Raw genomic sequence first — 13167 nt, forward strand, 5'->3', positions numbered from 1 at the left:
CGGCACGACCACACTCGTCACCGTCAGGTCGAACGCCAGCGACGAATGCAGCGGAGCACCACCAGCCGCACCATAGGAGCCGGCCGCCCACTGGGCATAGTTGGCAAGCCCACCGTGCGTGACGGCCACGCCCTTGGGACGACCCGTCGAGCCCGACGTATAGATCACATACGCCAGACCGTCCGCCGACACGGACACCTCGGGAGCGGTGTCCTCAAGCATCGACAACTGGACGCCCATCAGCGTGGAGTCCAGCGCGACCATCCGCGCACGACCCGCCGGAAGATCACCCAGGATCTCCTCGTCCGTCAGCGTCAACACCGCACCACTGTCCGCGAGCATGAACGAGATCCGATCCACCGGATAACCAGGATCGATCGGCAGGAACGCAGCCCCCGCCTTCCACACCGCGAGAATCGCCACCACGGCATCCACGCCACGCGGCAGGCACACACCCACCACCGACTCCGCACCCACACCCTGACCCACCAGGAACCGCGCCAGCCGATTCGCCCGCACATCCAACTCCGCGAACGAAACCTCCACCCCGTCATCGACCACAGCCACCGCATCCGGAGCCCCCACCACCCGCGCCCCGAACAACCCCGGCACCAAACCCGAACCGAAATCGGCCCCCGTCGCGTTCCACTCCGTCACGACCCGACGACGCTCGTCCCCATCGAGGACGTCCACCGCGTCCAGGGACAGGCCCGGGTCGTCGGCGACCAGTTCCAGTACGCGCACCAGGCGCTCGGCGATCCGCCCGACGCTCCCCGCCTCGAAGAGGTCCGCGGCGCCGAGCAGCGTCCCGGTCACACCCGCGGGAGCGCCGGAGGCGTCGAACACCTCGCCCAGCAGGACGTCCAGGTCGAACCGGGCAGCGGCAGCGGCGGAGGCGCTCTCCGGTGCGCCGCCCGCACCCAGGCCCGGCAGGTCCAGGACCGCCTGCGCGGTGTTCTGCATGGTGAACATCGTCTGGATCAGCGGATGGCGCCCCATCACACGCGCCGGGGCCAGCTCCTCGACCAGCTTCTCGAACGGCACGTCCTGGTTCTCGAACGCGGACAGGGCGGTGTCGTGCCCCTGGGCGAGCAGCTCCCGGAACGTCGGCGTGCCCGACAGGTCCGTGCGCAGCACCAGGCTGTTGACGAAGAACCCGACCAGGTCGTCGAGCGCCACGTCCGTGCGGCCCGCGACGACCGTGCCGATCGGGATGTCGGTTCCCGCTCCGAGGCGGGACAGCAGGACCGCCAGAGCGGACTGCAGTACGACGAAGAGGCTGACGCCTTCGGTCCGGGCGAGTTCCGCGAGCTTCGCGTGCAGCTCAGCGGGCACCTCGATCGGCGCGGCGAGACTGCGGTGCGAGGGCACTGCGGGGCGCGGGTGGTCGACGGGGAGCGTGAGTTCCTCCGGTGCTCCCGCCAGGGCATTGCGCCAGAACCCGAGCTGACGGGTCATCACGCTCTCGGGATCGTCCTCGTCGCCGAGCAGTTCGCGCTGCCAGAGCGTGTAGTCCGCGTACTGCACGGGCAGCGGCTCCCACTCGGGGGCGCGGCCCGCGCGGCGGGCCGTGTACGCCACCGAGACGTCCCGGGCCAGCGGGCCCATGGACCAACCGTCGCCCGCTATGTGGTGGACCACCACGGCCAGGACGTGCTCGTCCGGGGCGGTGGTGAAGAGCCAGGCCCGGATCGGGACCTCGGCGGCCAGGTCGAAGAGGTGGCGCGCGGCACCGGCCACGGCGTCGTCCAGATCTTCCGGGGGCATCTGGACAACCGACAGCTCCCACTCGAGCTCGTCGAGCTTGCGGATGCGCTGGTACGGCTGGCCGTCCTTGATCGGGAAAACGGTGCGCAGGACCTCGTGGCGGCGCATCACGTCGCGCAGCGCCGCGTTCAGCGCGGCGGGGTCCAGCTCGCCGGTCAGGCGTCGCACGATCGGGATGTTGTAGGCCGGGCTGGGTCCGTCCAGCTGACCGATGAACCAGAGCCGACGCTGGGCAAAGGACAGAGGGATCATCAGTACTCCTCGTTGGTACGCATCGGCCGCAGTGCGGGCCTGGCTGTCTTCTGTGTTCCGAGTTGCCGGGCCACTCCGGCCACGGTCGGCGTCTTGTAGAGGGCGCGGAGCGAGAAGTCGACCCGCAGCAGCGCCCTGATGTGGCTGATCAGCCGGGTGGCGAGCAGGGAGTGCCCGCCGAGGGCGAAGAAGTCGTCGTCGACGCCCACGCGCTCGAGCCCCAGTACCTCGGCGAATGCCTGGCAGAGCAGCTCTTCCTGCCGGTTCGCCGGGGCCCGGCCCTCGCCCGAGGTGTACTCCGGGGCGGGCAGTGCCTTCCGGTTGAGCTTCCCGTTGGCGGTCAGGGGCAGTGCGTGCAGGGGCACGACTGCCGAGGGGACCATGTAGGAGGGGAGCTGGTCCTGGACCGCCGCCCGGAGTGACTGGGCGAACCCTTCCGGGGGTTCCTCCGCTCCTTCGACGGGGACCACGTAGGCGACCAGCCGCTGGTCGCCCGGCTTGTCCTCGCGGACGATCACGACGGCCCGGGCCACCCAGTCCCGAGCGGCGAGAACCGCTTCGATCTCGCCGGGTTCGATGCGGAAGCCGCGGACCTTGACCTGCTCATCGGCCCGGCCCAGGCACTCCAGACGCCCGTCGCCCATCCACCGCGCGAGATCGCCCGTACGGTACAACCGCTCACCGGCCCCACCGAACGGAGAAGCCACGAACCGCTCCGCCGTCAACCCCGGACGACCCGCATAACCCCGAGCCAACTGAGCACCCGACAAATACAGCTCACCCGCCACACCAGCCGGGACCGGCCGCATCCAACCATCCAGGACATACGCCGCCACATCCGCGAACGGCCGCCCCACCAACACCGGACCAGCAGCAACCTCCTCCGACGTCGCCCACACCGTCACCTCCGTCGGCCCGTACAGGTTCACCGCACCCACACCCAGATCCGTGAACCGCTGCGCCAACTCCGGCGGCAACGCCTCACCACCCACCAGGGCACGCACCCCCGCCGGCCAACCCACCTCCTCCAGCAGCCCACGCCACAGCGACGGCACACCCTGCACCACCGAAGCACCCGACGACACCACCAGCCCCGTCAACGCCGCCGGATCACGAACCACCTCACGGGAAGCCACCACCACCGACGCACCCGACACCAGCGGCAGGAACAACTCCAACGCCGCAATGTCGAACGACACCGTGGTCACCGCCACCAGCCGGTCCCCCGCCACCAACGGCACCCGCTCACCCACACCACACAAATGCGCCGACAACGCACCGTGCGACACCACCACACCCTTCGGACGCCCCGTCGACCCCGACGTATAGATCAGGTATGCCGGGTGTTCCGGGAGGGACGTGCGGCGGATGCCGGCGGAGGGTTCGTGCTCATCCGGTCGTGCGAGCTCGGCGACCGTCTCGGGGTCGTCGAGGGCGACGATGGCGACCCCGAGGTCCTCCAGCCAGCCGGTGGGCCCCTGCGCGGTGAGCACCAGGGCGACTCCGGCGTCGCCGATCATGTAGGCGACCCGGTCCGCCGGGTATTCCGGGTCCATCGGCAGGTACGCGCCTCCGGCCTTCATCACCGCGAGCAGCGCGACCACCAGCTCGACCCCGCGGTCCAGGGCCACGCCGACCACGGACTCGGGGCCGACGCCCCGGCGGTTCAGGTACCGGGCCAGCCGCTCGGCGCGGGCGTCCAGTTCGGCGTACGACACTTCCACACCCTCGGACACGACGGCCGTCGCGTCGGGGGCGCGGGCGACCTGCGCCGCGAACAGTTCCGTTACGGGAACCGTGGCGACGCCGTCCCGGCCGGTGTCGTTCCACTCGTCGAGGATGCGGTGCAGGTCGTCCTCGCCGAGTACGCGTACCGCAGCCAGCGGCTGCTCCGGTCCCCCGTCGAGTTCTCCCTCCAGGGCCGCGACCAGGTTCTCCGTCGCGGTGCACATGAGCCGTACGACGGCGTGCACGTCGATGGAGTGCACCGCGTCCACGGTCAGCTCCAGGGAGTCGGCGTTGTCGTCCACCGCCACCACGAGCGGATAGTTGGTGCGTTCACGGGCGTACCGCAGCTCCAGACCCTCGAACCCGCGGTTGCGTTCGGCGTCCGCAGCCTGGCCCGATCCGCCCGCATTGTGGCGGTAGTTGAAGATGGCGGTGAAGAGCGGTGTGTCTCCCGCCAGTCCACTGGCCCGCTGGGCCAGTGCCAGCGAGGCGTGTTCGTGCTCCAGCAGCTCCGCCAGCTGGAGGCGCATCGCGCCGACGGCTGCCAGCGCTCCCAGTTCGGCGGTCCGTACCCGCACCGGCAGGGTGTTGATGAACGGTCCGGGGACCCGGTCGGCGCCGGCGCCGGAGTTCATCCTGCCGAAGAGCACCGTCCCGAACACCACGTCGGTACGGGCCGACACGGCCGCCAGCGTCCGTGCCCACGCCACGTGCAGTACGGTCGCGGCGCTGGTGCCCAGCCGGTGGGAGACCTCGCGCAGTCGTGTGTGCAGCTCCGGCCCGAGGGGCTTGCGCACCCAGACCGTGTCCCCGCCGTCGCCGTGGACGTCGACCAGGCCGAACGGCGCGGTCGGCTCGTCGACGTCGCCGAGCAGTTCGGTGAAGTAGCGCTCGTGTTCCTGCTCCGCCACGCCGCCGCGGGCCTGTGCGACGAAGTTGCGCAGGGGCACCGGCTCCGGCAGCCCCTCGTCCTCGCCCGTCATGAACGCCTGGACTTCGCTGTGCAACACCTCCAGAGCCACGTGGTCCTGGACGGCGTGGTGCACCTTGAGCAGCATCAGCCAGTGGTCGCTGCCGGGTACCGCGGCGATGTGCAGCGTGAACAGCGGGGCCCGGCCCAGGTCCATCGACGTGCCGCCGATCGCCAGCAGCTGCTCGACCGGATCGGCGCCGTCCGCGTCCAGGGACACCTCCTCGACGGAGAGCGGGGCCCGCCGCCAGACCACCTGCACCGGTTCGCGCAGCCCCTCCCACACCAGCGAGGTGCGGAAGATGTCGTGCCGGTCCAGCACCTGCTGGAGTGCCCGGGCGAACTCCTCCAGCCGTTCGCGCGAGACGAGTTCGAACACCTCCTTGCTCACGTAGGCGTCCTCACCGCCGTCGGCCAGCATGTGGTGGAAGAGCAGGCCTTCCTGGAGCGGGGCCAGCGGGTAGACATCGGCGATGTTCGCCGCCCCGCCGGGAACGGTCGCCACCACCGTGGCCACTTCCTGCTCCGACAGCGTGACCAGCGGCAGCATGTCCGGCGTGATCTCCGTCGCGCCGGCGGGGATCAGGTTCGCCGGTACGTCGACCTGCACCGCACCGGTGGAGGCCGCGAGTCCGGCCGGGGTCGGCGACTGGAACAGCGTTCGTACCGAGACCGACACACCGTTGTCGCGGAGCACCTCGACCAGCCGCACCACGAGCAGGGAGTGCCCGCCGAGCCGGAAGAAGTCGTCGTCGACACCGACGCTCTCCAGGCCCAGCACCTCGGCGAAGGCCGCGCAGACGATCTCCTCTCGGGCGTTCGCCGGAGCGCGACCACCACCCGCCGCGTAGGCAGGCGCGGGCAGCGCCTTGCGGTCCAGCTTCCCGTTGACGGTCATCGGCAGCGCGTCCAGCACCACCACCGCGGACGGGACCATGTACGCGGGCAGTCGCTCGGCGGCCGAACGGAGGATCGGTTCGGGCAGTTCGCCGGGCGCGCCGTCGCCGACCACGTAGGCGACCAGGCGCTTCTCGCCCGGGGTGTCCTCGCGGACGACGACCGCGGCCTGCGTGACCCGCGGATGCGCGGCCACCACGTTCTCCACCTCGCCGGGCTCGATCCGGAAGCCACGGATCTTGACCTGGTCGTCGGTGCGGCCCGCGAACACGAGCTGTCCGTCGGCCGTCCACCGCGCCCGGTCGCCCGTGCGGTACAGCCGCTCGCCCGCCCCGTGGAACGGGTTCGCCACGAACCGCTCCGCGGTCAGTGCCGGACGGCCCAGGTACCCGCGGGCCAGACCCGCACCGGCCACGTACAGCTCACCGGCGACACCGACCGGCACCGGCGCCAGGAACTCGTCCAGCACGAACACCCGGGTGTTCACCACGGGTGCGCCGATCGCCACCTCGTCGGCGGTCTCCGGGTCGACGGACCAGCAGGTGGCATCCACCGTGGTCTCGGCGGGGCCGTAGGCGTTGAACATCCGGCGGCCCGCCGCCCAGCGCGCCGCGGTCTCGGGGGGCAGGGCCTCGCCCGCCGTCACCAGGGCGAGGTCCTTGGAGACCGTGTTCTCGTCGAGGGTCACCAGTACCGCGGGCGGCAGCGTCACATGGGTCACTGCCTGCTCGGTCAGGAACTGTGCCAGGTCGTTGCCGACCCGCCGGTCCGGCGGGATCACCACCAGGGTCGCCCCGGTCAGCAGGGCCATGAACCATTCCCAGGCGAAGGCGTCGAAGCCGATCGAGGCGAACTGCCCGACCCGGTGTCCGGGGCCCACGCCCAGCAGCGCGGTGTGGCCCGCGGTCATGCTCGCCACACCGGCGTGCGGGACGAGGACGCCCTTCGGCCGTCCCGTCGAACCCGAGGTGTAGATCACGTACGCCGGGTGCGCCACCGACTGCCCCGCGAGCCGCGGTGCACCGCCGTCCAGACGGCCCAGGGCCGCCACGACCTCGGGGTCGTCCAGCAGAACGGCGCCCGGGAGCACGGCCTCGGTCGCGGCCGAGGCCAACAGGACCCGGGGCTCCGCGTCCCGCAGCATGTACGCGACCCGCTCCGCCGGGTACTCGGGGTCGACCGTCATGTAGGCGCCGCCGGCCTTCAGTACGCCGAGCACCGCGACCAGCAGTTCGACGCCCCGGTCCAGGCACACCGCGACCAGGGACTCGGGGCCCACGCCCCGCGACGCCAACAGGCGAGCGAGACGGTTCGCCCGGGCGTCGAGCTCCGCGTACGAGACCTCCACCCCGTCGGCGACCACGGCCACGGCCTGCGGAGCGCGGTACACCTGCGCGGCGAACAGGTCCGCCGCCGTCCGCGGCTCGATGTCGAGCGCCGTGTCGTTCCATTCCACGAGCATCCGGCGCGAGGTGTCCTCGTCGAGGACGCCCAGCGCGCCCAGCCGCTGCTCCGTCCCGCCGTCGAGTGCCGTCTCCAAGGCGGTGACCAGGTTCTCGGCGACGGACCGCATCAGTTCTCCGACGGCCTCGCCGTCGATGACGGAGACGGCGTCGACGGCCAGCGCGATCGACTCCCCGTCGTCGTCCACGGACACCGCGAGGGGGTAGTTGGTGCGTTCTCGCGAGTGGACCGCCGTGAAGCCCTCGAAGCCGCGCGTACGGTCGTCGTTCGCCCCGGTCGCGGAACCGGGCGCGTTGTGGCGGTAGTTGAACAGCGCGGTGAACAGCGGTGCATCTCCTTGCAGTCCGCTGGCGCGCTGGGCCTGGGCCAGCGAGGCGTGCTCGTGTTCGAGCAGCTCCGCCAGCTGACCGCGCATCGCGTCCACGGCCTCCAGCACCCCCAGGGCGCCCGTACGCACCCGCACCGGGAGCGTGTTGATGAACGGGCCCGGCATGTCCGCCGATCCCGCGCCGGAGTTCATCCGTCCGAAGAGCACCGTGCCGAACACGACGTCGCCGCGGCCCGACACGGCCGCCAGGGTCCGCGCCCACGCCACGTGCAGCACCGTCGCCGCGCTGGTGCTCAGCCGGGCCGAGACCGCCCGGAGCCGCGCATGCAGCTCCGGCGCGAAGGGCACGTGCACGCGTGTCACGTCCGCTCCGTCGCCCAGCACGTCGACCAGGCCGAAGGGTGCGGTGGGCTCCTCGACGTCGCCGAGCAGCTGCGTGAAGTACCGCTCGTGCTCCGAGCGTTCCGCGCCGCCACGGGCCTGTGCCACGAAGTTGCGGAACGGCACCGGCTGCGGCAGCGAGTCACCGCGCCCGGTCAGGAACGCCTGCACCTCGCCGAGGACCACTTCCATCGCGGTGTGGTCCTGCACGGCGTGGTGCACCTTGAGCAGCATCAGTCGGCGGCTGCTGCCGGGTACCGCGGCGACGTGCATCGTGAGCAGCGGCGCGCGGCCCAGGTCCATCGACATCCCGCCGGCCGCGAGCAGTTGGTCCACGGGCTCGGCGCCGTGCGCCTCCAGCGTCACTTGCTCGACGGAGAGCGGGGCCCGCCGCCGGACCACCTGCACCGGTTCGCGGACTCCCTCCCACACCAGGGAGGTGCGGAAGATGTCGTGCCGGTCGATCACCTGCTGCAGCGCCCCGGTGAACTCCTCCAGCAGTTCAGCCGATTCGACTTCGAAGACGACCGGGGTCACGTAGGCGTCCTCACCACCGTCGGCCAGGACGTGGTGGAAGACCAGTCCCTCCTGGAGGGGTGCCAGTGGGTAGACGTCGGCCACGTTCGCGGCGCCGCCGGGGACGGTCGCGACGATCCGGGCGACCTCCTCGGTGGTCAGGTCGACGAGCGGCAGCATCTCCGGGGTGATCTCCACCGCATCGGCGGGGATCAGGTTCGCCGGGACCTCCAGCGCACGGGCGGAGCCCGTCGGCAGGGCGAGCCCGGCCGGGGTGGGCGTCTGGAACAGCGCCCGTACCGACACCGGCACGCCGTTCGCGCGCAGCACCTCGACCAGCCGCACCGCGAGCAGGGAGTGCCCGCCGAGCTGGAAGAAGTCCTCGTCGACGCCGACGCTCGCGACCCCCAGCACCTCGGCGAAGGCCGCGCAGACGATCTCCTCTCGGGCGTTCGCCGGAGCCCGGCCGCCACCGGTCGCATAGACGGGTGCGGGCAGGGCCCCCCGGTCCAGTTTCCCGTTCACCGTCAACGGCAGCTCGTCCAGCAGTACCACCGCCGAGGGGGCCATGTAGGCGGGCAGCCGCTCGGCGGCCAGCCGCGTCAGCGCCTCGGGCAGGTCTCCCCGCGCGCCGTCGGCGACCACGTAGGCCACCAGTCGCCGGTCTCCCGGCGCGTCCTCGCGGACGATGACCGCGGCCTGCGTGACCCGCGGATGCGAGTCCAGCACGTTCTCGATCTCACCCGGCTCGATGCGGAAACCGCGGATCTTGACCTGGTCGTCGGTGCGGCCCGCGAACACGAGCTGTCCGTCGGCCGTCCACCGCGCCCGGTCGCCCGTGCGGTACAGCCGCTCGCCCGCCCCGTGGAACGGGTTCGCCACGAACCGCTCCGCGGTCAGTGCCGGACGGCCCAGGTACCCGCGGGCCAGACCCGCACCGGCCACGTACAGCTCACCGGCGACACCGACCGGCACCGGCGCCAGGAACTCGTCCAGCACGAACACCCGGGTGTTCACCACGGGTACGCCGATCGCCACCTCGCCCGCCTCCGGGTCGCAGCGCCACAGCGTCGCGTCGACCGTGGTCTCGGCCGGTCCGAAGGAGTTGAACAGCCGGTGACCACGCGCCCAGCGCGCCATCACCTCCGGCGGCAGCGCCTCGCCGCCCGTCACCAGGACGACGTCCCCGCCGATGGAGTCCTCGTCCAGGGTGGCCAGGACCGCTTGCGGCAGCGCCACGTGGGTCACGGCCCGTTCGGCCAGGAACGCCGGCAGGGCCTCGCCGAGGCGCTGCTCGTGCGGGATCACCACCAGGGCGGCGCCGGTCAGCAGGGCCATGAACCACTCCCACGCGAAGGCGTCGAAGCCCACGGACCCGTACTGGCCCACCCGGGCACCGGCGCCGACACCCAGGTACCGGCTCTGGCCCGCCACCAGGCTCGCCACACCCGCGTGGGAGACCACCACGCCCTTCGGGCGGCCCGTCGATCCCGACGTATAGATCACGTAGGCGGCGTCCTGTGCCCGCACCACCACGTCCAGCAGGCCACCGTCCAGGTCCGCGACGGCCAGGTCGTCCACCAGCAGCGCGTCCGGCGCGAGTCTCCGCGTACCGGCCGAGGCCAGCACGACCACCGGCGACGCGTCCTCCAGCATGTACGCGACGCGCTGCGCCGGGTACTCCGGGTCGATCGTCATGTAGGCCGCACCGGTCTTCACCACCGCGAGCACCGCGACCAGCAGGTCGACACCGCGGTCCAGGCAGACGCCCACGACGGAACCGGCCGTCACGCCCCGGCCTACCAGGTACCGGGCCAACCGGTTCGCCCGCGCGTCCAGCTCCGCGTACGACACCTCCGCGCCGTCGGCGACCACGGCAACGGCCTCCGGGGTCCGCGCCACCTGCGCCGCGAAAAGCTCCGGCACCGAGGCCGAAGCGACCTCGGACCCCGTGTCGTTCCACCGCACCAGCATCCGGTGCCGGTCCTCGGGAGTCAGTACGTGGACGGTGCGCAGCGCCGTGTCCGCACCGCCGTCCAGGGCCTGTTCCACCAGGGGCACCAGGGTCTCGACGGCCTCCCGCAGCAGCAGCCCGACGGCCTCCGCGTCGATCGGCGCGACCGCGTCCACGGCGAACGACATCGAGTCGCCGTTGTCGTCGACGGACACGCCGAGCGGGTAGTTCGTGCGCTCCCGCGAGGACAGCATCCGCATGCCTTCAGGACGGGCGTAGCCCTCCTTCTCGGCCTCCGCACCGGTGTTGTGGCGGTAGTTGATCAGTGAGGTGAATACGGGGGTTTTGCCGGCGAGGCCACTGGCCTGCTGGGCCAGGGCCAGCGAGGCGTGCTCGTGCTCCAGCAGCCCGGCCAGCTGGCCGCGCATCGCGGTCACCGCCTCGAGCGCGCCCAGTTCACCCGTGCGCACCCGCACCGGGAGCGTGTTCAGGTAGAGCCCGGCCACCCGGTCGGCGCCCGCGCCCGCGTTCATCCGGCCGAACAGGACCGTGCCGAACACGACGTCCGAGTGCCCCGACACCGCGGCGAGGACCCGCGCCCACGCCACGTGCAGCACCGTCGCCGGGCTCGTGCCGACCCTCCGTGCCACGGCGCGCAGCCGCTCCAGGGACTCCGGCGCGAGCGGCACCACGGCACGCTCCACATCGGTGCCGTCACCGCGTACGTCGACCAGCCCGTAGGGGGCCGTCGGCTCCGTCACGTCGCCGAGCAGCTCGGCGAAGTACCGCTCGTGCTCGGCCCGGTCCACACCGCCGCGCACCTGCGCGACGAAGTCACGGAACGGCAGCGGCCGGGGCAGTTCGTCGTCACGGCCGGCCAGGAACACCTGCACCTCGTGCAGGAGCAGTTCCAGCGCGGTGTGGTCCTGCACCAGATGGTGCAGGCGCAGCAGCACCAGCCAGCGCTTCCCGTCCGGCAGCGCCGCCGCGTGCACGCTGACCAGCGGCGCCCGGCTCAGGTCCATCGACAATCCCACGGCCGCCTGCAGCGCGGCGGCGGGGTCCGCAGCCGCGGGGTCCAGGTCCACCTCGATCACGGGCAGCACGGCCTTGCGCCACACCACCTGGACCGGCTCGCGCAGCCCCTCCCACACGAAGGACGTCCGCAGGATGTCATGCCGGTCCACGACCAGCTGGAAAGCACGGGCGAACTCCTCCACCCGCTCCCGGGAGTCCATCTCGACCACCACGGGCATCAGGTAGGCGTCCTCGCCACCCTCCGCCATCAGGTGGTGGAAGAGCAGGCCCTCCTGCAGCGGCGCCAGCGGATAGATGTCCGCCACGTTCGCCGCGCCACCGTCCACGGTGGAGACGATTCGCTCGACCTCGTCCACGGTCAGGTCGACCAGGGGCAGCAGTTCGGGGGTGATCTCCACCGCGTCGGCGGGAATCAGATTCGCCGGCACGACGGACTCGATCGTGCCCACGGAGAGCGCGAGACCCGCCGGGGTCGGGGTGTCGAACAGGGCGCGGACCGAGACCGACACCCCGTGCTTGCGCAGGACCTCGACCAGGTGGACCGCAAGCAGGGAGTGGCCTCCCAGGGCGAAGAAGTCGTCATCGACGCCCGCGCTCTCCAGACCCAGCACTTCGGCGAACGCCGCGCACAGGATCTCTTCGCGCTCGTTGGCCGGCGCGCGTCCCGTACCCGCGCCCGCCAGTTCAGGGGCGGGCAGGGCCTTGCGGTCCAGCTTCCCGTTCCCGGTCAACGGCAGCGCCTCCAGCACCACCACGGCCGAGGGAACCATGTACTCCGGCAGCCGGCCCGAGACGAACGCGCGGACCAGCCCGGGCAGTGCGGCCAGATCGTCATCCGGATCGTCGGCAACGACGTACGCGACCAGACGGACATCGCCCGGCACGTCCTCACGCGCCACCACCGCAACCTGCGCGACCTGCGGGTGCCCGGCCACCACGGCCTGGACCTCACCCGGCTCGATCCGGAAACCACGCACCTTCACCTGCTCGTCAGCACGCCCCAAGAACTCCAGCTGACCATCCACACGCCAACGAGCCAGGTCACCCGAGCGGTACATCCGCCCACCACGCTCGAACGGGCTCGCCACGAACCGCTCCGCCGTCAGCTCCGGACGCCGGACATAACCACGGGCCAGCTGAGCGCCCGCGATATACAACTCACCCGCCACACCCGGAGCAACCGGCCGCAGAAAACCATCCAGGACATAAAGCTGCGTGTTCGCCACCGGACGACCGATCGGGACCACGTCACCGATCTCATCACCGGCACGGACCTCGAACACCGCACACCCGACGACCGTCTCCGTCGGACCGTACTCATTGACGACCACCGAGCCAGGAGCACGCTCCAGCCACGCCTGCACCACCGAACCCGACAGCGCCTCACCACCGACCACCCACGTCGACACCGCACCCTTCACTTCGCCGTCCGTGAGCATCTCCGACAGCAAGGGAAGGTGCGCCGGCACAGCCTTCGTCAGACCGAAACCACCACCATCGCGCAACAGCTCGGCCAGGCCCTCGGCACCGCCCTCACGACTCACCACCACCGGCGCACCCGAAATCAGCGGCACGACCACACTCGTCACCGTCAGGTCGAACGCCAGCGACGAATGCAGCGGAGCACCACCCTCGGCGGCGCCGTATGAACGAGCAGCCCACTGCGCATAGTTGGCAAGGCCACCGTGCGTGACGGCCACACCCTTGGGACGACCCGTGGAACCCGACGTATAGATCACATACGCCAGACCCTCGGAACGGGTCACCACCTCGGGAGCGGAGTCCTCAAGCATCGACAACTGGACACCCATCAGCGTGGAGTCCAGCGCGACCATCCGCGCACGACCCGCCGGAAGATCACCCAGGATCTCC

General features: G+C 71.4%; 2 protein-coding genes. Both read right to left on the minus strand.

Annotation, left to right across the window (positions count from 1 at the left end; genetic code table 11):
• Positions 1-2019: condensation domain-containing protein (locus IE257_RS37400; protein ID WP_189974539.1), on the minus strand; the 2019-nt coding region annotated here is incomplete at its 3' end.
• Positions 2019-13130, minus strand: a complete 11112-nt coding sequence (locus tag IE257_RS37405) for a non-ribosomal peptide synthetase (RefSeq protein ID WP_189974541.1) — start codon at positions 13128-13130, stop codon at positions 2019-2021. The genes IE257_RS37405 and IE257_RS37400, both read right to left, overlap by 1 nt.
• Positions 13131-13167 lie beyond the last annotated feature (37 nt).

The organism is Streptomyces avidinii (genome assembly GCF_014650695.1).
GTDB classification, from domain to species: domain Bacteria; phylum Actinomycetota; class Actinomycetes; order Streptomycetales; family Streptomycetaceae; genus Streptomyces; species Streptomyces avidinii.